Here is a 24813-nt window from a genome sequence, read left to right as displayed (position 1 = left end):
CACTGTCATAGTACTATGACAGTGTTTTTTAGTCTTAATTTTTTAGTCTTAATTTCCTAAGGTTTCAATAAAGGCTTTGACAATTTCCGGATCAAAGAGTAATCCCGAAGCGCTGAACAGCTCATTTACTGCTTGTTGTTTAGTTTTAGCCCAATACTCGGTAGAGGGATTTATAGTGGTGTCATAATAATCGGCAACGGCAATAATACGTGCGCCCAAAGGAATATTGGTACCTCGCAAATGACGAGGAAAACCGGAGCCGTCCCAACGTTCATGGTGTGCACTGATATACGGGATAATATCTTGGCAACAAGGTATATTTTCCAGCACATTGCCGCCGGCAGCTGCATGGCGACGATACATCGCTTTTTCCGTGCGATTTAAGTAAGGCCGCTTATTGAGTAATTGGTTGGATAAAAATAATAAGCCGATGTCATGAAGTAAAGCGGCATATTTTATTTGTTCACATTCACTTTTCGGCAATGCCAGTTTAGCGGAAATACTGATGCTGTAATTGGCAACTTGTAAACTGTGCATGTATAAGCGCCGGTTTTTAAATTGTAAAAATTTCAACAATTCCGCAGTAATGGTATCAAGAGAATTCAGTTCTTCTTTATCTATACCTGCAGTGTGGAGCAGAGAAACCATATACATGATATACAAACCCTTTCTGCCGGACCTGTTAATGTTTATAGCGTCGTTGATTACGTTGGGGATGACGCAAAATATGAAACATACTGACACTGGTCTTGCGAATTTTAGCACCTGTCGTTTTAACACGACGAATCGTAGTTAATTTGGTCTTTTTTTTCGGTTTCATATCGCGAATAACGCCGAAGTCACCGCGACGAACTGCGGTAGCTTTTATCCTATCCGATTGAAATAATCGTTTTAAGGCACCCATCATACGATTCAGCGAACGGTTGGAATTAAATATGTAAATATCAACAGCTGCATAAGCCAGTACATCGTAATAATGAATAGTAATATGACCATGATCGGTAATGGCGCTGCAAATGAACTCGCCGTCACAATGATAATCCTGCCAACTATACAGCGGTAAATCTACCGCGGAAAACGCGGCTTCTATTAATGGATGCAAGGCCTCCGGACAGGCAAAAGAAGCCTGACAATTATAAAAATCAATTAATAAATGGTTTCCTAATGTGTTCTTCATAAATCTCACCTGTATTGTAATTACTATCATTATATACTTTTTTCTTTTGCTTGTAAACGAAGTAGGAAGGGATACTTTTTTAAGTAATCCGGCATGAATTTTGCATTATACTCTTTTAACGACAAAGTATGTATAAAAAAATAAGCGGAAAGAAATCGGAACAATAGGATGTGCCTCTTTCGTAAAATAGTAATGCCGTGAAACTGAAGCGGCAGGAAGTATTCCTTATACGATATGATGTATAATAAACAATGAATTTTTAATTATCAAAATGGAATAGAAGTATTATAAAAATGCAAATATAGACTAGAAAAAATAAGAATGGCGGTTCTTTTTTTGAAAAAATATGATAAAATAAAGTAAGAAATATAATAAAATACGAAACGATGTCATTTGTGAACGGACAGTTTCATCCTCAAACCTTCGGATAGAGAAAGGAACAGTAACATGCGAGAATTTACAACAGCGGATCGACTTAAAGAATTATTGGAAGTAAAACGTATCAGCCAAGCAGGTTTAAGCAAAATTATGGGAATTTCCCGTTCTGCTATGTGTCAGTACATTTCCGGAAAAATCACCCCGAAACAAGACAACTTATACATTATCAGCACGTCTTACGGCGTATCATTGGCATGGCTTATGGGCTATGATGTGCCGATGGATGTGTCCTTACCGGTGATTACGTATTCGCAAGAAGAACAAGATCTTATTTTTAAATATCGTTCTTTGTTGCCGGTCGGTAAAGAAACGGTAGATGCTGTTTTGGAAGTGCAGTATCAAGCGTATTTGAAAAGCAAACGTAAGCTTCATAAGCGTCGTGTGACACAAGATGCATAAGCAATACCCCTTTTTATTATAGCGGCGTATAGAAAGAGAATGGGAATTGAAAATCATAAATTAATCAAACTCCGGTTATTTCATATTAAAAAAGAGGTTTTACCTTAAGTAAAACCTCTTTTTTAATATGGTGCGCCTAGAAGGATTCGAACCTTCGCACCCGGTTCCGGAGACCGGTGCTCTATCCCCTGAGCTATAGGCGCATAACACTTTTTAATAATACTTGAATATGATAACACGATTTTTAAAACCTGACAAGTTTTTTTTATAGTTCGCTGATAAAATAATGGAAATATCTTTATTGTCTAAGCAACGGTTGTATAAATTTTATTTTCCTCTCCGCTAAAGCATAGTATAATAAAAGTCAAAGTGTAGGAAACACTTTATATAAGGAGTGAAAGTATGTTATCATCAAAGGAAAAAGAAAGATATGAAAGAAATATATTAGTCGCCGCTATAGGAATACAAGGGCAGGAAAAATTATTACAAAGCAAAGTATTGTTAGTAGGTGCCGGCGGTTTAGGCTCACCGGTTGCTTTGTATTTAACTGCCGCCGGGGTCGGAACATTGGGAATCGTTGATGAAGACAGGGTGGATTTGTCTAATTTACAACGTCAGATTTTACATACGGAAAAAACAATCGGTAAAGCCAAAGTCGAATCGGCCCGAACACGGTTACAGGAATTAAACAGTCACGTACATTTACATACGTATTATGAACGTGCCACTGCCGATTCTTTACGGCAAATGATCTGCGCAGAAAATTATGATATTATTTTGGACGGTACGGACAATTTTGCCGCTAAATTTTTAATCAATGATGTTTGTGTAGCGATGCGAAAACCTTTTATTCATGCCGGCGTATTAGCGATGCAGGGGCAATTAATGACGTATGTTCCCGGTAAAGGGCCCTGTTATCGGTGCTTTTTTGAAGAAGAACCGCAGGTCGGGACAGTTCCTACAAGTAAAGATGTCGGCATTTTAGGCGCCGTAGCCGGTACTGTCGGGACATTACAAGCAACGGAAGCCGTTAAATATTTAACCGGTACGGGCGAACTCCTGCTCGGTACCTTACTCGTATATGACGGAGTACGCATGACTTTTCGTCGCATTCCGTTTGCGAAGAATCCTCATTGTACAGCTTGTCATGTATCATAACGTGTAACGAGCCATTAGCGATACATAAAAATATATAGTAGCGGTAAGATATTTTTTAGTCGTTTCCGTACGATCCGAATTTTCTCCTTATGCAGGAAAGCGCAGAAAAACAGTACGTAAGGGCGGATCGGATAAAGGGACGGGGAGAAATAAATAAGAGGGTTGCCATCAATGCCAACGCGGCACGTGGCGTTATGCTTCCCGGCGGCCCCTTAGGACATATGTCGAATAGCGGCATGCTTCCGTTCCGGTTCGGCAATGAACCGCGGGGATAACGTATACTTTTTCAAAGAAAGAGCGGGCATAATGAAAGAAAAAATAAAATCCGTCCTATGGATAATAATTGGAATAAGTCTCAGTCTTTGTGTAAGCGGCTGCGGTGTATCAGGCGGCTTCGTGCCGATACAAAATCGGGCACAAAAACCGGCCTATGCGGTTATTCATGATGATCTCGGACGTACTGTAACTTTATCTGCCAAGCCGCAACGAGTGATCATTTTAACGACTTCGCTATTATCCTTTTCCGCGGCTGTAAACGGACCGATTGTCGGCAGAACAACTGTACGTTCCAAGCAAATACATATACCTTCACAGTATATACAGGCTACGGAAGTAGGCCCTGTATATGCTGTCAGTATGGAAAAAGTCTTGGCGTTGCAACCTGATTTAATAATTATCGGGGCGCATAGTCAAGAAAAATTATTGCCACTGTGTGAACAAAATCAAATACCTGTCATAGCGCTTAAAACGAAAACCCGGCAGGAAGCAACCCGTGCATTACAAATTATGGGACAAATCTACGGATGTCCGCAGCAAGCGGCAATGGCGCAAACCGTTTTGGACAAAAAGATACAGCAAGTACTCAACAAACTGCCTAACAGGACAAAAACAGCAGCGATTCTTCATGTTACGCCCGGGGCGGTGACCGTAGAGTTATCGGACAGTATTGCCGGCGATATGGCGCGATTGTTGCGGGTGCAAAATGTAACCTGTCCGACAGGGAAAGCCGGAATAACCAAAGAAAAAGTTCCGTACAGTATGGAAGCGCTGTTAGCGGCGGACCCGGATGTTATTTTATTTACCGCTATGGGGTCTCCCGACAAAATAGATAAAAGATTGCGGACCGATCTGAAAGCGAATCCGTCGTGGGCGCACTTGCGTGCAGTACGTACGGGGCAGGTATATGTGTTGCCGGAGCAATATTTTCTGGTCAGCCCCGGTATGGATTACGATAAAGCGTTACGCTATATGGCAAAATTAATTTATGGAGAGGCATTTGATGCAACAATATAATTGGTCGCAAACTATGCGAAGAAAGCGTTTTTGGCCCCGGCTGCTCCCGGTGTTATTCGGATTGACGGCTCTGGTTGCTTTTCTGCAAGCCATTCTTTACGGGCCCGTTTTTTTTCCTTTAAAAAAAGTATTGTATATTCTTTTGTATCCGGAAACGGACATGGCCTCACAAATTATCTTAAATGTACGCTTGCCGCGAGCTATTACGGGCGCAATGGTAGGTGCCGATTTATCTTTATCCGGTTTAATATTGCAAGCCGTATTACGTAATCCTCTAGCGGATCCTCATCTCATCGGCGTGTCTGCCGGTGCCGGTATTGTCGGCATGATAGTGTTGATTTTTGTACCGCAATGTATCCGTTTATTACCGCCGTTAGCGTTTATTGGCGCCATCGGCACTGCCGTTTTAATTTATGTATTGGCCTGGAAGGACGGGATGCGACCGGTACGCATTATTTTAGCCGGGGTGGCGGTTTCCGCTTTTCTGGGCGCTTGTATTTCAGGACTGCTTATTTTTTATAGTGATCGCGTACACGGTGCATTAATGTGGCTGATCGGGGGATTGGGAAATGCCGGTTGGAATGACGTTACGCTGTTGTATCCGTATACCGTAGCGGGAATTATATTGACGTTTGCCGGTTCCTATTATTTAAATATGCTCCGGTTGGGCGATGATATGGCTCGCGGCTTGGGAGTGGCCGTGGAAAGAACGCGCTTATTATTACTTGCCGTGGCGGCATTGTTGGCAGCAGGGGCAGTAAGCGTAGGCGGATTAATCGGTTTTGTCGGATTGGTTGTGCCGCATATAGTAAAGTTATTAATCGGTGAAGATTATCGTTTTGTCGTACCGGCTTCCGTCTTTTTAGGAAGTGCGGTGATGCTGTTCAGTGATACTGTCGCGCGCTTACTTTTTGCCCCGGTAGAATTGCCGGTAGGTCTTATTATGGCTTTATTAGGAGCGCCTTTTTTTCTTTTTTTATTGCGAAAGGAAGTATAACTATGTCCGCTTCTACATTGGAAGTAAATCATGTGCATGTTTTTCGTAATAAAAAACTCGTATTACAAGATATTTCATTTACCGCCTATGAAGGGGAAATCATTGCCGTTATGGGGCCTAACGGGTGCGGGAAAAGTACCTTATTGCATACCTTAAATCGTTCCCTTCCCTATACAAGCGGTAGTATTCAAGTTCAACAGATCCCCTTGCAGCGGTATAGCCGTAAACAATTAGCCCGACAGATCGCCATTTTGCCGCAAACGCATATGGTGCCGGAAGCGATACAAGTACGCAATTTAGTACGGTTAGGACGTTTTCCCTATCAACGATTTTATAGAGGCGGAACCCGTAAAGATGAAGAATGGGTAAATGCCGCGTTACAAGCCGTGCAACTAACGGATAAGGCTATGCTTCCGGTTGCGGAACTTTCCGGCGGCGAACAACAACGTGTTTGGCTGGCCGTTTTATTGGCTCAGGAAGCAAAAATTTTGTTATTGGATGAACCGACGGTCTATTTGGATATGTATCATCAATTACAGCTGTTACAACGGTTACAAACGATATGTACTCGTTTCCGTTTAACTATACTCATTGTTCTCCATGATATTAATTCGGCCTTACAATATGCACAGCGTATATTGGTAATGAAAGCCGGCAAAGTAGTTGCTTGCGGCAAGCCGGAGACTACGGTTACGCCGGCATTACTGGCTTCCGTTTTTCATATTCAAAGTGAAGTCGTTAGGTTAAAAAGCGGAGGACAGGCAATAATCCCGCTTTCTACCGATGAAAATTAAAAAAAGTATGTGAGATTACGATAAAAAAGCGGGTTATACGTGCAGATTCCATACCGTAGGGGATCATTCAAGCTAAAAAAGGAGAAGGTCATGGATAAACGAAACGAAGGAACGACGGGAACCGTATATTTTGTCGGCGCCGGCCCGGGTGATCCCGACTTGATTACGTTACGGGGAAAAGAATTGTTGACGATTGCCGACTGCATCATTTATGCCGGCTCTTTAGTAAATCCGCAATTACTTTCTTATGCCCGCCCGGCATGTCGTTGTTATAACAGCGCCGCGTTGACCTTGGAAGAAATTCTGCATATTATGTGTAAAGAAGCCGCACAGGGACATTGTATCGTGCGGCTGCATACAGGAGATCCTTCGTTATACGGTGCCATACGTGAACAAATAGCCGGCTTACGGCAAGCCGCCGTGCCCTTTTTCGTTATCCCGGGAGTCAGCTCCTTTACTGCGGCCGCGGCCGCTATGGCTGCGGAATATACAGTTCCGGGAATTAGCCAATCCGTTATTATTACTCGTTACGGCGGGCGTACACCGGTGCCGGAAAGACAGGAAATTCATAACTATGCGACCCATACTGCGACAATGGTTATTTTTTTAAGTGCCGGTCACATTGCACAGGTGCAGGACGAATTATTACAAGGCGGCTATGCAAAAGATACGCCGGCGGCCATTGTATATAAAGTATCGTGGGCGGATGAAAAAATACTTTCTTGTACGTTAGGTTCGTTAGCGGCTACCGGAAGGAAGGCGAACATTACGCATACGGCATTGATTTTGGTAGGACATTTTTTAGGTGCTGTATATGAACGCAGTTGTTTATATAATCCGTCGTTTACACATGCTTTTCGAAAGGGAGATAAGGAAGGAAATCATGGATGAATCGTCGTATATTTATATTATTTCTGTTTCTTATCAAGGGCGGCAATTAAGTGAAATCCTTTGGACGAAGTTGCGTTCTCGCCATACTTACGTGCAGGCTTATACTGTAGAAGCGTATAAAACAGACAGTATACCGGCGCTTCCTTTGCCGTTACGAACATCCTTACAAGGATTATGGCGACAGGCGAAAGCTATTATTTTTATAGGCGCAGTCGGCATTGCCGTTCGTACGATTGCGCCGTACATCCAGCATAAAGCGAAAGATCCCGCTATTTTGTGTTTGGATGAAAAAGGAAAATTTGTCATTCCTCTCCTTTCCGGGCATATGGGCGGTGCCAATGCATTAGCCGTGCAAATTTCAAGGGTATTGCGAAGCACGCCCGTACTGACTACCGCAACGGATATTCACGGTCTTTTTGCCGTCGATACTTGGGCAATGCAGCAAGGATTATGCCTGCAGTCGTTTACTATTGCCAAAAAATTTTCCGCGTACTTGGTGCAACGACGACAAGCCGGTTTTTTTAGTGAATTTGCCGAAATGCCGGGACGACCTTCGTGTTTAATGACGGCAACGAAGGAATCTGTAGGAATGGCCGTTACTATTCATGCTTCTTGTCGGCCTTTTCCTACAACGCTCGCGGTTTATCCGCCGATTTTACATTTGGGAATCGGGTGTCGGCGCGGAGTATCGTATGAAGATTTGGAAGCGGCAGTATTGGATACCTTAAAAAAATATGATTTGGCTGTCGGGGCTATACGGGATATACGGACGATTGATATAAAACTGGCAGAACCGGGCCTTTGCGCCTTAGCCGCAGCTCGTAAATGGCCATTACACGGATACAGTGCCGGACAATTACAGAATGTCGAAGGAAGTATAGCTTCTTCCGCTTTTGTTCGGCGTACAGTAGGGGTGGATAACGTTTGTGAACGAGCCGCTTTAGTACATCTCAAAAACGGCATATTACGAGTACGGAAACAACGGTATAAAGGGATTACGATTGCCATCGGACAAGAAAATTTTACAGTGTCTTGGGAAAGAAGGGATCATCGACAATGAATGCGGGAGTGTATGTTATCGGCATCGGGCCGGGACATCTTGAAGGTATGACCGCGGAAGCGGTTCATATATTGCAACAATGCACTCATATTGTGGGATATACTACGTATATTCGGCTTTTACAAAAAAATTTTCCTCATGCCGTATATTTTACTACGCCTATGACGCGAGAAATAGAACGCTGTCAACAAGCGGTACAATGGGCGCGAGAAGGCAAGCGGGTCGCATTAATTTCCGGCGGCGATGCGGGGTTATACGGGATGGCCGGATTAGTATATGAAGTATCGGCCGGGTATGAAGAAGTGGAAATTCACGTCATTGCCGGAGTTACTGCCGCTATGGCGGGAGCTGCCCTGTTAGGAGCTCCGTTGGTAAATGATACCTGTTTTATTTCTTTAAGTGATGCGCTGACGCCTTGGAATACCATTGCACATCGATTACATTGTGCCGCAAGCGGCGATTTTGTCATCGTGTTATACAATCCGGCAAGTAAGCGGCGTCGCAATTATGTACAAAAAGCATGCCGTATTATACAAGCCTATCGTTCACCCGCTACACCGGTCGGTGTAGCGCAATATATCGGCAGAGAGGGGGAAAAGACACGGCTTCTGACGTTAAAGGAATTGGCACAACTTGAATTAAATATGATTTCCACCGTTTTTATCGGGAACAGTCATACGCGGATTATACGAGGACATATGGTGACTTCCCGAGGCTATGCTATACAGGAGAAAGAAAAATGATACGACCTATTTGGATTGCCGGCGGTACTACGGAAGGCAGACAACTGGTGGCGGCACTTGCATATACGGGACGGCGAATTTTAGTGACGGTAGCTACGGATTACGGCGCGAAATTGATAAAAAAAACGCCTTCTGTCACGGTACTGATAAAACGGTTAAGCGAACCGGATATGGAACTGTTTTTAAAGCAATACCGGCCGTTACTCGTTATTGATGCGACGCATCCTTATGCGCAAGAAGTAACGGCCAATTTACAACGGGCTTGTCATCGTATGTCGTATGAATATTTGCGCCTTGTACGTCAAAAAAGTAATGCCGGAACGTATTTTTCCGTTACGTCCGTTGCCGAAGCGGTAGACGTATTACGTCATACGGAAGGTACCGTTTTCTTAACGACAGGAAGTAAGGATTTACAGCTGTTTACCGAATTACCGCGGTATACCGAACGGATTGCGTTACGTATTTTACCGTCTCATATGTCATTAGATAAAGCACTGCAATTAGGATTTGCCGCGAAACAAATCGTATGTATGCAGGGGCCTTTTACTAAAGACTTGAATATTGCTACCTTTCGGCACTATCATGCGCGCTATATTGTGACCAAAGATTCCGGCGATCCCGGCGGCTTTATGGAAAAAGTGGCCGCAGCAAAAGCGGTAGGAGCCGCTTTAATTGTAATTTCCCGTCCTTCCGAAGAAGGGTATTCGTATAAAAAAATAGTATCGTATGTACAGCAACGTCTGCAAGAGGAGAATCGACCATGAAAATATATGTCATCGGCATGGGCCCGGGAAATCCGGACTTACTTACCGGGGAAGCCCAACATGCAATTGCACACAGTGCCGTAATTATCGGCGATGCGCGGATGACGGCAATGATTGCGCCGCAAGATAAAACCATATATACTACGATTCATGTTCAAGAGATTAAAAACTATATACGTAGAGTACAAAAAGGTCCCATCGCGATTCTTGTTTCCGGCGATGTGGGATTTTACAGTTTAGCCGCTTTGTTACCGTCGTCGCCGGGATATGAAGTACAACGAATTTGCGGTATCAGCAGCCTTGTATATTTGGCTTCAAAATTAAATATACCGTGGCAGGATATATATTGCGTCAGTCGGCATGGCAGACAAGCTTCCGTAAGTGCCGCCGTACACGCCCATGAAAAAGTATTTTGTTTAACCGGCGGTACACAGACTGTAGCGACAATTTGTCAAGAATTATGTCGGGCCGGTTTGGGGCATGTGCAAGTAACGGCCGGTGAAAATCTTTCGTATTCTTCGGAAAAAATTCAGCAAGGCAACGCCGCCGAACTTTGTGCCAGTCCGTTTCGCGATCCGTCTGTATTACTCATTGAGAATACGGTATCTCCTTCAAAAGCATATCCTTTTTACGGCATACCCGATACCGCCTTTTGCCGCGGTCGGGTACCTTTAACAAAACGAGAAATTCGCGCCGTGGCTATGAGTTTTTTAATGATTCGTCCCGGCCAAGCGGTATATGATATTGGTTGCGGCAGCGGTTCTTGCACGGTAGAAGCGGCACGAATGACTATGGACGGCACAGTATATGCTATAGATAAGAATCCGGAAGCCATGGCACTTACGAAAAAAAATGTAGCTCGTTTTTCTTTAGGAAACGTCATTATGTTACAAGGAATTGCGCCCGATATACTGGCACAAATTCCCGAACCTCCGGCATATGCGTTTATAGGCGGCAGCGGCGGAAACATAAAAGCAATATTGGATTGGCTGTATACCGCCAATCCGATGTGTCGAATCGTAATAACAGCGATTACGTTGGAAACTGTCGGTGCGATTACTTCCTACTATGCCGAACAGCCCCTGTATACACTGGAAATTACCCAACTACAAGCCGCCCGTTCTCGTGCCGCAGGAAGGTATCATATTATGACGGGCGAAAATCCGGTATATATTTTTTCCGCAGTTCGCAAAGAGGCGCCCTATGAAAACTTGTAATATCCCTCGGTTATTGGTCGCCGGAACGCATAGCGGTTGCGGCAAAACTACCGTATTTTGTGCGCTGGCGGCTGGATTTAAACAACGCGGAAAAAAAGTAGTCGCGTATAAAAGCGGCCCGGATTATATTGATCCCATGTTTCATGAACGTGTCCTTACTACGCCTTCACGTAACTTGGATTTATTTTTATTCGGACGCCGGCAGTTGGGAAAGCAACGAGCAAGTTATTTATTTACCCGTCACAGTCGGGGAGCACAGCTGGCACTTTGTGAAGGGGCTATGGGATACTTTGACGGTGTCGCCGCTACCGCCGAAGCCGGAGCTTTCGCCGTCTCCGAAGCACTGTCCTTTCCTACTGTGTTGGTGGTGGACGGTACGCATGCCTCCCTTTCTTTAGGAGCCGTTATACGCGGCTTTTCGCAGTTGGATACAGCCGGTTGTCTAAAAGGGTTTATCGTAAATAAATGCAAGCCGTCGGTGTACTCTTATTTTAAAGAAACTTGGGAACATATGTCGGGAGTAAAAGCATTAGGTTTTTTACCGGCTATACCGGAATGCGTTCTTGCCGAACGTCATTTAGGCTTACTGACAGCCGGAGAAGTGCAGGATTTACAAAAAAAAATTGCCGTTCTGCAAAACACGGCGCAACAAACGATGGATTGGCAGGCCTTGGAAGAAATAGCACATAATACGCTGCCCGTATACGCTGAAGATTTAAGGATGCCGCCGCTTTCATCCGTACGTTTGGCTATTGCAAAGGATCGGGCGTTTTGTTTTTACTATGCGGATAATTTGCAATTGCTGCAAGATTTAGGGGCGGAATTGTATTTTTTCAGCCCTTTGACGGATACGCAGCTTCCGCCTTGCGACGGTATTTATTTAGGCGGCGGCTATCCGGAATTATATGCAAAAGAATTAGCGGCTAATTATCCTTTAAAAACGGCTTTGCACACCGCTATACAACAAGGTACTCCCTGCTTTGCCGAATGTGGCGGATTTTTATATTTATTGACTGCTTGGCATACCGGAAACAATGTTTATACATGGAGCAACGTATTAAGCGGCACGGCAACCTTACAATCTCATCCGGTTCGCTTCGGCTATAGCCTATTGAAAATGTGTCATGCCAATGTATGGGGAGAACAGGGCACCATTTGGCCTATGCATGAATTTCATTATTCGGACAGCACCAATAACGGCAAGGACTGTTTGGCGGAGAAAGTGGGAAAATCACGGCAATGGCGTTGTCAACACGCTACGGAAACATTGTTTGCCGGATACGCGCACTTTCATTTCTGGGGGAATCCGCAGGGAGCGATGAAATTCATTAGAACATGCGCCCGCTATCGACAACAAAAGGAGGAACTATGATGAAAGATTGGCACATGTTACCGGCCGAAATTGAAGCGCAAAGTATGAAAATTATTGAAGAAGAATTGGGAGAAATCAGTTTACCGCCTCTACATAAGGAAATTATTAAACGCGTTATTCATACCAGTGCGGATTTTGAGTATGCCCGCACCTTACGATTCAGTCCTCAGGCAGTACAAGCGGGACTGGAAGCGTTACAACAACAGGCGGTCATTGTAACGGATACTAATATGGGGCTTATGGGTATTAATGCGGACGGGTTACGTCGTTTAGGGTGTACAAAACAATGTTTCATGGCGGATCCGGAAGTAAAAGCACAGGCAACGGCCAACGGTACAACCCGCGCAGTAGCGGCGATGGATAAAGCCGCCGCTTTGCAAGGTCCCCTAATTTTCGCGATTGGAAATGCTCCGACGGCATTATTGCGTATACAAGAACTGATCCGACAAAAAAAATGCCGACCGGCGTTAATTATCGGCGTTCCCGTCGGCTTTGTCAATGTGATTGATGCCAAAGAAGGCCTTATGAAAATGCCGGTTCCCTATATTGTAGCCAAAGGACGTAAAGGAGGAAGTGCCATTGCCGCGGCAATTTGCAATGCGTTACTGTATATGGCAATCAGGAAAAAGTGACAAGTAAAAATACTTGACACACCTTTTTTTTTCGGTATACTTAGCAAGTACTTGACAGCAAGGACGGTGAGCGAATGCTGGACGATGTCATTCGTAAAGGACGTCTTCTGGATTTATACGGCGCATTGTTGACGGAAAAACAACGGCAGTGTGTTCATTTGTACTATAATCAGGATTGGTCTTTACGAGAAATCGGCGAAGCGTTATCCGTTTCTCGCCAAGGCGTGTATGATATGCTGCATCGTTCCGTACAGGCTTTGGAAGAATACGAGAAGCAATTACATTTATTGGCAAAAAACGAAAAAATAACGCTGTCTTAACAAAACTAACGGCGTTACTGGCTGAACAAAATCCCGACATATCGGTCATACGTTGTATGGTAGCCGACATAGAAATATAAGGAGGTTTTCATGGCTTTTGAAAGTCTATCGGAACGGTTTCAAGAAGCATTTAAAAAACTGCGCGGAAAAGGAAAATTAAATGAAGAAGACGTTCGTGAAGCACTTAAAGAAATACGACGGGCATTACTTGAAGCTGATGTAAACTTTACGGTTGCCAAAGATTTTATTAAACGTGTACAAGAAAAAGCGGTGGGAGAAGAAGTATTCGGCAGCTTAAATGCTTCGCAAACGGTTATTAAAATTGTCCGTGATGAATTGACGGAGCTTTTAGGCGGGACGCAAAGCCGCTTGACCGTATCTTCCAAACCGCCGACCGTCCTGATGTTGGCGGGGTTGCAAGGCGCCGGAAAAACTACGACGGCGGCAAAATTGGCCAAACATTTGAAACAAAAAGGAAAAAGCCCTTTATTGGTGGCTGCAGACGTATATCGGCCGGCAGCTATTACGCAGTTGGAAGTATTAGGAAATGAATTGAATATACCGGTGTACAAGGAAGAAAATTGCCAAGATCCGGTGGGGATTGTTTCCCGGGCCGTGCCGTATGCTACGGCGCATTTATGTGATACCGTGATTATTGATACGGCCGGCCGACTGCATATTAACGAAGTTCTTATGGATGAATTGATACATATCAAAGAAACGGTTCATCCGCATGAAATTTTGTTGGTAGTAGATGCGATGACCGGACAGGATGCCGTAACGGCCGCCTCCGCTTTTGATGCGGCATTGGGAATCGACGGCCTGATAATGACCAAATTGGACGGGGATGCTCGCGGCGGTGCCGCCTTGTCCATTAAAGCGGTAACCGGAAAACCGATTAAATTTATCGGTGTTTCCGAAAAAACGGACGGCTTGGAAGAATTTCATCCCCATCGTTATGCATCACGGATTTTAGATTTAGGCGATGTAGAAACGATTATTGAAAAAGCGCAGGCCGCTTTTGATGAAGAATCGTTGGCCAAGATGAAAAAAACGATGCGCAGCGGGGCCTATACATTGGAAAATTTTCTCCAACAACTGCAAAGTTTACGTAAAATGGGAAGTATGAGCAGCTTATTGGGGCTTATGCCGGGAATCGGAAAATATAAAAAAGAATTGGATAAAGTAGATTTGGACGGCAAAGAATTTAAACAGCCGGAAGCTATTATTTTATCTATGACCACCGCCGAACGAACCAGTCCCAATCCAAAATTGTTGATTAAAGACAGTCGTAAGCGTCGTATTGCTAAAGGAAGCGGTACACGGGTACAAGATGTAAATCGTTTACTAAAACAATTTACAGAAATTCAAAAAATGATGAAGCAAGCAAAAAAAATGCAGGGAAATAAAAAGCGTCATAGCTTCTTGCCGAAGTTCCCTTTTTAAACTTCGGCGGGATACTATATAGAGGAGGTGATTTTCATGATAAAAATTCGTTTAGCCCGTTTAGGCGCTAAAAAGAAACCGATTTATCGCGTTGTTGTAGCAGATTCGCGCAATGCCCGGAATAACGGACGTCCTGTCGCTACGATCGGGATGTATGATCCGGCAAAAGATGCGGAAACTCGTTTAACAGTAGATGCGGCAGCTGCATTGGAATGGTTGGGAAAAGGCGCACAGCCTACAGAAACTATTCGTTCTCTCTTCAAAAAAGCCGGTATTATGGCTCAATTTGAAGCGTCCAAAAAGTAAGTGAGGCAGACCTATGGAAGAGTTGATTACATGTATTGCCAAAGGATTGGTAACACAACCGGAAGCAGTTACAGTTACAAAAATTCAGAAACAAGGCCTCGAAGTGTATACACTTCATGTCGCACCTGACGATATGGGAAAAGTGATTGGCAGACAAGGCAAAATTGTGAAAGCAATTCGCCTTGTCGTCAGGGCTGCAGCCGTACACACGCATCAGAAGGTGGCAGTAGAAATTGCATAGGAGGAAGCATGGATCAGATTACGTTACGCGTTCCTGTAACGGTAAAAGCCAAGGTAACGCCGGCATTAAAAGAAAAAATCTTGAAAAATGTGGAGCAAACATTAGCAGACATTGATCGGGAAATGCAAAACTTGGAAGATCAGGCCAAACGTATGATGGCGGAACAAGCCAAGATTGATGCCCAGGGACTTATTTCTCTGAGAGCCCAAGTAGAAGAACAAAAACAACGACTTATGGCCGCTCGCACCAAGGGAGTTGCCGATAAAGAAGCAGCCATGCAGCTGGCGATCGGTTCAGAAATTGTACAAGGCACGACCGAACAAATGGTTGAAGTGAAAATCGGAGATGATTTGGACGCCTTGACAGGAGTGGAAGTTTTATTGGAAGATGGCAAAATTATTGCCATTCGTCGGTAACGTTATGGCAGCTTTAGAATTATTTACTATCGGGAAAATAGTTGCCCCGCACGGCGTGCGGGGTGATGTTCGTATATATCCGGATACGGATTTTCCGGAACGTTTTTTGCAAATGAAATACGGTTATATTGCCGGAAAACGTTATGAAATTACAGCTGCTCGCTTTCACAAACACGTTATTCTTATGAAATTCGCAGGCGTGCAGGATCGCAATGCGGCGGAAGCCTTGGTGAATCATGAATTACAAGTACCGCGGGAAGATTTGATGCCGTTAAAACCGGGGCGATATTATATTTTCGACCTGATCGGTATACCTGTATATGATTTGCAGAATACTTATTTGGGAATCTTAACGGAAGTGTTGAAGACAGGCAGTAATGATGTGTATGTTGTTCGTACCGATAACGGGGAAGAACAGCTGTTTGCTGCGATTCCGTCAGTGGTTAAAGAAATAAATCTCGATGAACATAAAATTATATTAAATCCGCCGGAGTGGGTAGACGCATGAGAATTGATATTATTTCATTATTTCCGGAGTTTATTCGCAGTTTTTACAGTCACAGCATTATCGGGCGAGCCCGAAAAGCGGGTATACTGGACTTGGATGTAACGAATCCGAGACAATTTACATATGATAATCATCATATGGCGGACGATACGATTTACGGCGGCGGACACGGTATGTTGATGAAGGCGGCGCCGCTTTTTGCCGCAGTAGAAAGTGTACGTCGGGAAGTTCCAAAAAGACGTATTATTTTTTTAGGCCCTGCAGGGAGTACTTTTACACAAGAAAAAGCCCGTCAATTGGCAACCTATGAGCAACTTATTTTTATATGCGGTCATTATGAAGGCGTGGACTATCGAGTAGAGAAATATTTGGCCGATGAAACCGTTTCTGTAGGTGATTATGTGCTGACCGGCGGAGAAATCCCGGCCATGATTGTCACCGATGCCGTAGCCAGAATGCTTCCCGGTGTCTTAGGAACAAGTGCCGGAGCGATGGATGATTCTTTTTATCACTCCTTGTTGGAATATCCGCAATATACTAAACCTGCAACTTTTCGTCAATGGTCGGTGCCGACCGTGTTGACCTCCGGCAACCATAAAAAAATTGCTGAGTGGCGTCGTCTGGCAGCATTGCACCGGACACAGAAACTGCGCCCGGATTTATTAGTGAAGAATTCCTTCGCCGCTTCTCCATATATTTTTCCGCCTAAAGAACAGAAAGGAAAATAATCATGAAATCATCCTTATATGTCGGTCTGGTACATTATCCGGTATATGATAAAAATTTTTCAGTCATTACTACGGCTATTACGAATTATGATTTACATGATATATCTCGCGCGGCTAAAACATATGGTATAAAAAAATATATTATTATCCATAATATACCGGGACAACTGGATATGATCCGAAAAATCATGCAATTTTGGGAAAGTCCGGTCGGCAAAGCATATAATGCCTATCGCACACACGCCTTTGATATAGTCGATATACAGGACTCTATTGCAGCGGCAATAGAGTCGGTTACGAACCGGGAAGGATTACGGCCTTATGTGGTAACTACGGATGCGCGTACTTACGCAAATACCATTTCCTATAAAGAATTGCGTAAGCGCCGTGAAACGGACTGTCGGCCGATCCTTTTATTATTGGGAACAGGATACGGTATGACACAAGAAATAATGGAAGCGTTTGATTTTATCCTCGAACCGATACGAGGATATACTACTTATAATCATTTATCTGTACGTTCTGCGGCGGCAATCATCTTAGACCGATTAGCCGGCGCAGCATGGTGGGAATAAAAGGAGGAATCTGCATGTCGGGACATTCAAAATGGGCAAATATAAAAAGAAAAAAGGAAAAAACGATGCTATTCGTGCTAAAATTACAACCAAAATAGGTCGTGAAATTACTATTGCAGTACGTATGGGCGGAGCGGATCCGGTCGGGAATATGCGCTTAAAATTAGCCTTGCAAAAGGCGAAAGAAAACAATATTCCGAAAGAAAACATTAAACGAGCTATTCAAAAAGGTGCCGGTGCAACAGAAGGACAAAATTATGAAGAAATTGTATATGAAGGCTATGGCCCCGCCGGGGTTGCCGTAACGGTTAATGTTCTTACGGATAATCGCAATCGTACAGCGGCGGATGTACGTCATGTATTTTCAAAATACGGCAGTAGTATGGGTGAAACCGGTTGTGTCGGGTGGATGTTTCATAGCAAAGGAATATTTATTGTCGATAAAGCTGTCACCGACGAAGATACAGTAATGGAACTGGCCTTAGACGCCGGAGCCGATGATGTCAAAACAGGGGATGAAGAATTTGAAATTATTACTGCTCCTGAAAACTTTGACAGCGTAGAAAAGGCTTTAGCGGAGCATAATATTGCTACCGAACATGCACAAATTACTATGGTTCCGGATAATTTAATTAAACTGAACGCAGAAGATGCCGAAAAGATGGAAACGCTTATTGATGCTTTGGAAGATTTGGATGATGTACAAGATGTATATCATAATTGGGATTGTAATGAATAAGAGAAATAAAAACACATCGTCATAGTGATATATGACGATGTGTTTTTTGTGCAATATACGATTGTTTCTTTTTATTTTATTATTTCCGATAATTTAACGTTATCGGAAATAATTTTAATCTTCCGTGAGCGGTTCCGACAATTTTAGCTTTATAGGTTTTATAGCTCCGGATTTTATACATCCATAAAATAAAATTTGCTCGCTTATGTTTTATTCGCTATAACAAAACGTTTATTATAATTCGGGATCTCCCTATACCGGAATATACCATACCATGCGGCCGGTCGTCGGGGTAGTATTACTCCGATTATTTTATGCTTAGTAGGATGTCTTTATATGGTCATTACTTCGTTACACGAGTATAGAGCCGCTTTATTTATACGGTTCTTTATGTCTCCCCTAATCCACCCTATCTTTTCGATAACAATATTGAGAAAAGAGAACATTTGTTTGGTTATAGGCTATTGTTCTTCACCAAACAAATGTTCTCTTTTTCTTATAAAACTTGTTTACTTAAAACTTTTACAAACGGTCCTTGGCTGCGCAGCCACATATCAATGCCATGACCATATACTTCTGCCGATAACGTATATATACCGGTTTCTTCCCGGTACGAAACAATCGTTGCCGTCGGCAGTCTATCCAATACGGCATCAATGTCGTAGCCGGAATAGGTAAAAATAACCTGCATTAATTCGCCGCCAAACATAAACGGAATTCGTCGCCGAAACTGCCCCTCTTCAAAATGATTGCAATAAGGAATAACAAATCGTTTTTCAGAAACTTGAATAGAGGAAATACGATCAATGCGATAGACTACCGGCAACATCTTTTTTCGATTTTGTGAAGATATGTTTGCCATATCCTCTTTTATAAATGCGATTAAATAAAAATAATACTCGGAAAATAAGATAGATAACGGTTGCAATACACGCGTTACCACTTTATTGTGATGTTTGCGTTCGTATACAATCGTTATATAATGGGAAAAACGAATCGCTTTTCCCGCCTCCCAAAGAATATCCAAAAAATCTTTTTGATGCTTAGGTTCAATATAATAAAATAATTCATTTTTTATGAGATGCCATACTTCATTTTTGGAATCGTCAGACGAACAATTTTCGATTAATCGCTGTAACATATTCGTCATTTTTTCTTTTTTAAACGCTTTGCTATCTAAAAGAATTTTACATAGTGCCAGAATTTCTTTAGGAGATAAGGTCTTCGAAGTGCGTTCTAAATGGACAGAATGGGTATGTCGGTTATAAAATAAAGCCATCTTGTCATTTTGTTTTTTATGATGGTCACAAAACCGTTCAATATCCTGCAGATCTCGTTGAATGCTTCGTTCCGTTACGCCATAATGTTCCGCTTCTATGGCCTTATTTATTTCTTCGCCTTGTAATAAACGAGTATACAATGACAATACTCGCTCAGTCTTTTTATCTTGTTCTTCAGAGGCCATGCTATCCCGTCTTTCGTTAAAAGTTTTTATACCTTTATATTAACATGACCGGTATTGTAGGTAAATATTTTACTATAAAATACAGAAAGTTATTCTCAACAGCTGCAAGGATACAACCTTTTATTACTCGTTATCTGTATCGGTCATGGTTCCGTCCGATCTGTATACTTTATTTTTTCCTGTAGGCCTCTTAGCTTGTAAAAAGGATATATTTTTTATGATACTGATAAATCCATAAGCGACAATAAAATTAATGCCGCCTTTTCCCAGCAGGCCCGGCAACATCGCCGTTCCGGCGCCGCTCCCATATAGTAATGAACCGCAGAGCGCATAGGTACCGATCATCCACCCTGCAGACACTAAAATTCCCGCAAAAAGACGCGGTGAAAAAAAAGTTGTTTCGTATTTGTCGGGACGGGCAACATAAAAAACGGCATATACCATACAAAATTTAATAAGAAAAGTAGGCACTATCCAAAGCGGATACCCTCCCAATAAATCCGCCAAAGCCGATCCCGCCCCGGCGGCTACTGCAGCCGGACGTGTAGGAAAATAAAAAGGAAGTGCAAAAATCATTGCATCCCCCAAGTGAGCATATCCGAAGGGAAAAGGAATTTTAGGGATATCGGTTAAAAGAAATACAAGGGCTGTAAAAATTGCCGTGTAACATAACATTTTTGTAGTCATTTTTTGATTATTCATCGTTTCTTCACTCCGTTTTACGAGCCGGCAAGCATCATTTTCAGATTAATCTGTATATAATACTATATTCTTTATTTCTGTATGTAAATAAGACAGTTTTTATTATTTCTGTCCTTTTACAAAAGATTTACGCCGGATGTTTTTATCGTTTTACGGTCCGCATATTTTTTGTCCGTCTTACAGGAAAATATACGGTATTTATAGTATAATATAATATAAGCTATAGTTTAAGAAATGAGGTATCGTATGGAAAAGATCGCCATTATTGATATGGGCTCCAATTCTATTCGCTTTTTAGTGTTGGAAATTGCCGACAACCGTTCTTATACCCTATTGTATCAAGAAAAAGAAACGATTCGTTTAGGCGTAGGGCTGGCGCAATCCGGCTATATCAGTGCCGACGGTATAAAACGAGCACTGAACAGTTTAAAAATGTATCGGCATATTATGTCCGTTATGGGGGTCAACAAATGCCTTGCTGTTGCCACCGCCGCTGTACGCTCCGCCAAAAACGGCAGAGAATTTTTAGAAACAATAAAACAAGAAACGCATATTCATATGGAAGTCATAACAGGAGAGCGCGAAGCTTATTTGGGATATTTAGGGGTGATTAATACCATTCGGGAACGTGACTTTCTCTTGTTTGATTTAGGCGGGGCCAGTATAGAAATGACCTTAGTCCGTCAGGGAAAACCGGAAAAAAGCATATCCTTACCCATGGGTGCCGTAACATTGACGGAACGTTTTCAATTACAAAATACAGTACATATGGATACCTTACAAGCTTGTCAAAAATATATTCGCAAAAAATTATTAACCGTTCCCTGGCTGCACAACATAAATATCCCGCTTATCGGGATCGGCGGAACGGCACGAACTTTTGCGAAAATGGATCAAAAAGCAACAAATTATGAATTTTCTAAAATTCATAATTATCAATTATCCTTATCTCGCTTTACCGACATATATGAACAAGTGACCACCCGAACCCATGCCAATCGTAAAAAAATACCGGGATTATCCGGCGACCGTGTTGATATTATTGTTGCCGGGGCCACGGTCTTAAAAGAAGTATTTGCACTTACAGCAAGTAAAGAAATGATTATCGGCGGTTGCGGCTTGCGCGAAGGATTGTTTTATGAATACTATGCACAATATTTTCAATTACCGAGTCCGCAAATTGAAAATATTTTAGAGTTCAGTATTACTAATTTTATCGGTACCTTGGGTTCCGCCGTACATCGCATACATTGCAAGCAGGTTACACGCTTAACGTTACAACTGTTTGATCAGTTACAACCGTTGCACCGCTATGGAAGGCGGGCACGCACCTTGCTTATGACGGCCGCACGCCTTCATGATGTGGGAAAAACCATTAATTTCTATAATCATGCGCGTCACTCCGCGTTTATGATCGGGCATGCGCCTTTATACGGATTAACGCATCGGGAACAACTTATTGCCGGATTTATTGCCGGATTTCATCACGGCATAAGTCGTAAAACACTTATCGCCTATCGTTATGCACAAATGGCCGATGCCGATGACTGGATTATGATTCGCAAACTGTCTACCCTACTGGCACTTGCCGATGCTTCGGATTTAACCTATGAACAAGTCGTACAGGATTTTTCTATTACCATACAAGACGATATTGTTGTGTTGGTTATTACTTCCGCCCCCGACAGTGTGCATGAAGCGGCGGATTATGCCATGAAACAATATATAAAACAATTTAAAAAAGAATTTCACATGTCGTTGGTTTTAATTTGGAAATAATAGACGCCATGAAATAAACAAGGGAGGAGAATCCATATAAATATGGATTCTCCTCCCTTGTTTATTTCGCATGGACACGCTCACGCCTTAGGCCGACTATTTTTCGTCAGGCTAAAATATCAATTCCGGCTTCCGGATGCCGCTGTAGCCACTTTTGTGCATAGGAGCATGTAATTCTTGCTTTCAGTCCGCGTTGTCGCAAGGTTTCCACCGCTGCGGCCATTAGTTGTGCGGCAATATTTTGCCCGCGCAAACTTTCATCTACATACGTATGGGTAATCGTCACCGTTCCATCTTCGGCAATAGGAAAATCTATCCGCGCTTTTACGGCACCTGTTTCATCTTGTAAGGAAATCGATTGTGATGCATAGCAAAACTTCATACAATATCCCCCTTTTAATGGTACTCATTCTAAATGAAATAATGCGGCCAACTCTTGCGGTGATATATTATGTTCTTTTTCCGGTTGTGAAAAAGAAGAAAAAATCAAAGCTTCCCTATACATTTTGGCTACCGTTTCCAGCGTTTCCATGCGATAAAAAGCTTGCCGCAATGAATCCCCGACAGCGACCGCGCCATGCCGTGCTAATAAGGCGACATTAGCCTGCGCCATCACTTCCGCCGCAGCATAAGCCAATTCCGACGTCCCCGGGGCTGCATAAGGAATCGTAGGCACGTGTCCTAAAACAAGATCGGCCTCCGTTACCACGTGATCGGGAAAAGGGATACCGGCTATAGAAACAGCCGTTGCGGTTACAGGATGAGCGTGTACAATAGCGTTAACATCCGGACGTTTTATATATATTTGTATATGTAATGCCATTTCAGAAGACGGTTTTCCGTTTCCCTCTATTAGTGTACCTGCAGCGGTAACATGTAGCAAGTCTTTTTTCTTAATTTCACCTTTCGGCACACCGGAAGGCGTAATAATAATCGTTCCGTCCGCACGACGATAACTGATATTCCCGTCACATGCCGCAACTAACGAGACTTCTTTCATTTTTTTTCCGATACAACAAAGTTCTTTTTTTCGTTTCATCCTTTCCCCCCCTTAGACCGATCTTTTCAAAAAAGTTTCCCCTCTTACCGCATTGTCGGCATATTACGCCCGTTAAAAATCTCCATCATTTCCTGTCTGACTAATCGTTGAATATGATTTTGTTGCCGAACAGTCAAGTCATCTGCATTTACATTAAACAAATAGGTATCCAAATCAAATTCTTTTAAAATCATTTTTGTATGAAATATATTTTCCTGATATACATTTACATCAATCATGTCATAGCGATTGCGCGTATCCCGAGAAATATAATTTTGAATAGAATTAATTCGATGATCAATAAATAGTTTCTTCCCCATAATATCGCGTGTAAATCCGCGTACATGATAATCTAAGGTTACAATATCGGACTCAAAATTATCTAATAAATAATTTAAAGCGTTTAACGGAGATATACGACCGCAGGTTGATACTTCAATGTCGGCACGAAAGGTCATAATGCCTTTTTGAGGATGACTTTCGGGATACGTATGTACCGTTAAATGACTTTTATCCAAATGACAAACAATATCGGTATCGGCCACTTCCATCGGCTCTTCTGAAATTAAAATGGTGACACTGGCGCCCTGCGGATCATAATCCTGCCCGGCTATATTTAAAATATGCGCTCCTATAATAGACGATACATTTTTTAATATGCTCGTCAATTTCCGGGAATTATATTGTTCATCAATGTACTCGATATATTGCCGCCGAGCTTCCGGACTGATGGCATAACAGACATCATACATATTAAAGCTCAAGGTCTTAGTGAGATTATTAAAACCATATAATTTTAATTTATTTGTTTTAATCGTCATTTTTTCATACCTTTATCGTTAAATTTTCACCATATAAAAACTGTTTTCCTGCCTACCGTAACATACGCCGTAGAAGGTCCCGCCAATGGACCGGGGTCGATTTTCTCGGTGTATCGACGGTCCGTTCTTACGGTGTCGCTGTCCTTGGTAACGAAACAATACATCGTGACGGTCACGTCCGATACGCCGACACCGAGGTCATACCAATACTTGTAATAATTTTTTTAACGCAATGCCCCGATGACTGCAAGTATTTTTTTCTATAGCGGTTAATTCCGCCATGGTCTTACCTTTTTGCGGTAAGTAAAAATACGGATCATACCCAAAACCGTTCGTGCCGACAGGGGTTTCTATAATCATCCCGTGACACTTTCCTTCCGCAACGATTTCACGACCGTCCGGGAACGATAATACCAGTACACAAGCATAATAAGCGGTACGCATAGCGGGCGGTAAGTGCCGGATTTCAGTCAGCAACTTGGCATTATTGGCCGCATCATCGCCATGAATTCCGGCATAGCGTGCGGAATACACACCGGGACGCCCCTGTAACGCCTCTACGCACAATCCTGAATCATCGGCTAAACAAGGCCGCCCGGTCGCTTTCGCATAATATTGTGATTTTAAACGTGCATTTTCCAAAAACGTTTGTCCCGTTTCTTCCGGTTCTTTTAATGTCGGCAATACCTCTCGCACCGCCACCACTTCATAGCCCGCAGGAGAAAGCATCGTTCGCAATTCTCTTATTTTGCCGGCATTATGTGTGGCTAATACCAATTGTCTCATTTTTCTC

The 24813-nt window shown here is 42.9% G+C and carries 29 protein-coding genes, 1 tRNA gene and 1 pseudogene; 22 read left to right on the top strand and 9 right to left on the bottom strand.

Annotated elements, in window-relative coordinates; all coding sequences use genetic code 11:
* Positions 1-48: 48 nt before the first annotated feature.
* A complete protein-coding gene (locus HMPREF1039_RS02830; RefSeq protein WP_007390867.1) occupies positions 49-654 on the bottom strand; it encodes an HD-GYP domain-containing protein in 606 nt (201 codons plus the stop codon).
* 28 nt (positions 655-682) lie between these two features.
* Positions 683-1177: an S-adenosylmethionine decarboxylase family protein gene (locus HMPREF1039_RS02825; protein WP_007390873.1), complete on the bottom strand. Its 495-nt coding sequence runs from the start codon at positions 1175-1177 to the stop codon at positions 683-685.
* 447 nt (positions 1178-1624) lie between these two features.
* Here HMPREF1039_RS02825 and HMPREF1039_RS02820 point away from each other — a divergent pair, with 447 nt between their 5' ends.
* Positions 1625-2014: a helix-turn-helix domain-containing protein gene (locus HMPREF1039_RS02820; protein WP_007390854.1), complete on the top strand. Its 390-nt coding sequence runs from the start codon at positions 1625-1627 to the stop codon at positions 2012-2014.
* A gap of 128 nt (positions 2015-2142) precedes the next feature.
* Here HMPREF1039_RS02820 and HMPREF1039_RS02815 read toward each other — a convergent pair.
* Positions 2143-2217, bottom strand: a tRNA-Arg gene (locus tag HMPREF1039_RS02815).
* Positions 2218-2416: 199 nt separating this feature from the next.
* Here HMPREF1039_RS02815 and HMPREF1039_RS02810 point away from each other — a divergent pair.
* The 20 genes and pseudogenes from HMPREF1039_RS02810 to HMPREF1039_RS02715 all read left to right on the top strand — a co-directional run bounded on the left by HMPREF1039_RS02810 (position 2417) and on the right by HMPREF1039_RS02715 (position 18214).
* Entirely contained in the window at positions 2417-3172 is a 756-nt protein-coding gene (locus tag HMPREF1039_RS02810; RefSeq protein ID WP_007390871.1) for a HesA/MoeB/ThiF family protein, read from the top strand.
* A 396-nt stretch (positions 3173-3568) separates the two neighbouring features.
* Complete coding sequence (locus HMPREF1039_RS02805; RefSeq protein WP_232217148.1) at positions 3569-4465, top strand: ABC transporter substrate-binding protein; 897 nt, start codon at positions 3569-3571, stop codon at positions 4463-4465.
* Positions 4452-5462: a FecCD family ABC transporter permease gene (locus HMPREF1039_RS02800; protein ID WP_007390862.1), complete on the top strand. Its 1011-nt coding sequence runs from the start codon at positions 4452-4454 to the stop codon at positions 5460-5462. The genes HMPREF1039_RS02805 and HMPREF1039_RS02800 overlap by 14 nt, the downstream gene beginning before the upstream one ends.
* Positions 5463-5464: 2 nt before the next feature.
* Entirely contained in the window at positions 5465-6256 is a 792-nt protein-coding gene (locus HMPREF1039_RS02795) for an ABC transporter ATP-binding protein (RefSeq protein WP_007390855.1), read from the top strand.
* 90 nt (positions 6257-6346) lie between these two features.
* Positions 6347-7147, top strand: coding sequence for a precorrin-4 C(11)-methyltransferase (gene cobM, locus HMPREF1039_RS02790; RefSeq protein WP_007390882.1), 801 nt, complete (start codon positions 6347-6349; stop codon positions 7145-7147).
* Entirely contained in the window at positions 7140-8207 is a 1068-nt protein-coding gene (locus HMPREF1039_RS02785) for a cobalt-precorrin 5A hydrolase (RefSeq protein ID WP_007390839.1), read from the top strand. The genes cobM and HMPREF1039_RS02785 overlap by 8 nt, the downstream gene beginning before the upstream one ends.
* A complete protein-coding gene (gene cobJ / locus HMPREF1039_RS02780; RefSeq protein ID WP_007390852.1) occupies positions 8204-8950 on the top strand; it encodes a precorrin-3B C(17)-methyltransferase in 747 nt (248 codons plus the stop codon). The genes HMPREF1039_RS02785 and cobJ overlap by 4 nt, the downstream gene beginning before the upstream one ends.
* Positions 8947-9714 (top strand): precorrin-6A reductase, encoded by a 768-nt coding sequence (cobK, locus tag HMPREF1039_RS02775; protein ID WP_007390884.1) that lies wholly within the window; start codon positions 8947-8949, stop codon positions 9712-9714. Before cobJ ends, cobK begins: the two co-directional genes overlap by 4 nt.
* Positions 9711-10931, top strand: coding sequence for a bifunctional cobalt-precorrin-7 (C(5))-methyltransferase/cobalt-precorrin-6B (C(15))-methyltransferase (locus HMPREF1039_RS02770; protein WP_007390838.1), 1221 nt, complete (start codon positions 9711-9713; stop codon positions 10929-10931). The genes cobK and HMPREF1039_RS02770 overlap by 4 nt, the downstream gene beginning before the upstream one ends.
* Complete coding sequence (locus HMPREF1039_RS02765; protein WP_007390857.1) at positions 10918-12303, top strand: cobyrinate a,c-diamide synthase; 1386 nt, start codon at positions 10918-10920, stop codon at positions 12301-12303. Before HMPREF1039_RS02770 ends, HMPREF1039_RS02765 begins: the two co-directional genes overlap by 14 nt.
* The gene (locus HMPREF1039_RS02760; protein ID WP_007390853.1) at positions 12300-12935 is read left to right on the top strand and encodes a precorrin-8X methylmutase; all 636 of its coding nucleotides are present in this window, start codon (positions 12300-12302) and stop codon (positions 12933-12935) included. The genes HMPREF1039_RS02765 and HMPREF1039_RS02760 overlap by 4 nt, the downstream gene beginning before the upstream one ends.
* Before the next feature lie 74 nt (positions 12936-13009).
* Positions 13010-13255: a YlxM family DNA-binding protein gene (gene ylxM, locus HMPREF1039_RS02755; RefSeq protein WP_007390875.1), complete on the top strand. Its 246-nt coding sequence runs from the start codon at positions 13010-13012 to the stop codon at positions 13253-13255.
* A gap of 90 nt (positions 13256-13345) precedes the next feature.
* Entirely contained in the window at positions 13346-14701 is a 1356-nt protein-coding gene (ffh, locus tag HMPREF1039_RS02750; protein WP_007390864.1) for a signal recognition particle protein, read from the top strand.
* A 36-nt stretch (positions 14702-14737) separates the two neighbouring features.
* A complete protein-coding gene (gene rpsP, locus HMPREF1039_RS02745; protein WP_007390863.1) occupies positions 14738-15007 on the top strand; it encodes a 30S ribosomal protein S16 in 270 nt (89 codons plus the stop codon).
* Positions 15008-15020: 13 nt separating this feature from the next.
* Positions 15021-15248, top strand: a complete 228-nt coding sequence (locus HMPREF1039_RS02740) for a KH domain-containing protein (protein ID WP_007390844.1) — start codon at positions 15021-15023, stop codon at positions 15246-15248.
* A gap of 8 nt (positions 15249-15256) precedes the next feature.
* On the top strand, positions 15257-15664 hold the full coding sequence (locus tag HMPREF1039_RS02735; RefSeq protein ID WP_007390872.1) for a YlqD family protein: 408 nt from the start codon (positions 15257-15259) through the stop codon (positions 15662-15664).
* A 4-nt stretch (positions 15665-15668) separates the two neighbouring features.
* Positions 15669-16172: a ribosome maturation factor RimM gene (rimM, locus tag HMPREF1039_RS02730; RefSeq protein ID WP_007390860.1), complete on the top strand. Its 504-nt coding sequence runs from the start codon at positions 15669-15671 to the stop codon at positions 16170-16172.
* Entirely contained in the window at positions 16169-16900 is a 732-nt protein-coding gene (gene trmD, locus HMPREF1039_RS02725; protein WP_007390878.1) for a tRNA (guanosine(37)-N1)-methyltransferase TrmD, read from the top strand. Before rimM ends, trmD begins: the two co-directional genes overlap by 4 nt.
* A gap of 2 nt (positions 16901-16902) precedes the next feature.
* Positions 16903-17475 (top strand): RNA methyltransferase, encoded by a 573-nt coding sequence (locus HMPREF1039_RS02720; protein ID WP_007390847.1) that lies wholly within the window; start codon positions 16903-16905, stop codon positions 17473-17475.
* 14 nt (positions 17476-17489) lie between these two features.
* Positions 17490-18214: pseudogene (locus HMPREF1039_RS02715) on the top strand (YebC/PmpR family DNA-binding transcriptional regulator).
* Between the two features lie 496 nt (positions 18215-18710).
* Here HMPREF1039_RS02715 and HMPREF1039_RS02710 read toward each other — a convergent pair.
* Together HMPREF1039_RS02710 and HMPREF1039_RS02705 are read right to left on the bottom strand one after the other, a co-directional pair.
* Positions 18711-19679 (bottom strand): helix-turn-helix transcriptional regulator, encoded by a 969-nt coding sequence (locus HMPREF1039_RS02710; RefSeq protein ID WP_007390848.1) that lies wholly within the window; start codon positions 19677-19679, stop codon positions 18711-18713.
* Between the two features lie 123 nt (positions 19680-19802).
* A complete protein-coding gene (locus tag HMPREF1039_RS02705) occupies positions 19803-20381 on the bottom strand; it encodes an ECF transporter S component (protein WP_007390869.1) in 579 nt (192 codons plus the stop codon).
* 246 nt (positions 20382-20627) lie between these two features.
* Between HMPREF1039_RS02705 and HMPREF1039_RS02700 the strand changes: the two genes are divergently transcribed.
* Entirely contained in the window at positions 20628-22160 is a 1533-nt protein-coding gene (locus HMPREF1039_RS02700; RefSeq protein ID WP_007390865.1) for a Ppx/GppA phosphatase family protein, read from the top strand.
* 106 nt (positions 22161-22266) lie between these two features.
* Here HMPREF1039_RS02700 and HMPREF1039_RS02695 read toward each other — a convergent pair whose 3' ends face one another.
* From HMPREF1039_RS02695 to HMPREF1039_RS02680, 4 genes are all read right to left on the bottom strand, one after another.
* The gene (locus tag HMPREF1039_RS02695) at positions 22267-22542 is read right to left on the bottom strand and encodes a GNAT family N-acetyltransferase (protein WP_007390886.1); all 276 of its coding nucleotides are present in this window, start codon (positions 22540-22542) and stop codon (positions 22267-22269) included.
* A gap of 24 nt (positions 22543-22566) precedes the next feature.
* On the bottom strand, positions 22567-23199 hold the full coding sequence (locus HMPREF1039_RS02690) for a class II aldolase/adducin family protein (protein ID WP_007390851.1): 633 nt from the start codon (positions 23197-23199) through the stop codon (positions 22567-22569).
* A gap of 44 nt (positions 23200-23243) precedes the next feature.
* Positions 23244-24020, bottom strand: coding sequence for an adenosylmethionine decarboxylase (gene speD, locus HMPREF1039_RS02685; RefSeq protein WP_007390856.1), 777 nt, complete (start codon positions 24018-24020; stop codon positions 23244-23246).
* A gap of 198 nt (positions 24021-24218) precedes the next feature.
* Entirely contained in the window at positions 24219-24806 is a 588-nt protein-coding gene (locus tag HMPREF1039_RS02680) for an XTP/dITP diphosphatase (protein ID WP_007390858.1), read from the bottom strand.
* Positions 24807-24813 lie beyond the last annotated feature (7 nt).

Source organism: Megasphaera lornae (genome assembly GCF_000214495.1).
Lineage (GTDB): Bacteria > Bacillota > Negativicutes > Veillonellales > Megasphaeraceae > Megasphaera > Megasphaera lornae.
The sequence above is the reverse complement of the archived record's forward strand: the minus strand, read 5'-3'. Positions and strand labels throughout refer to the sequence as shown.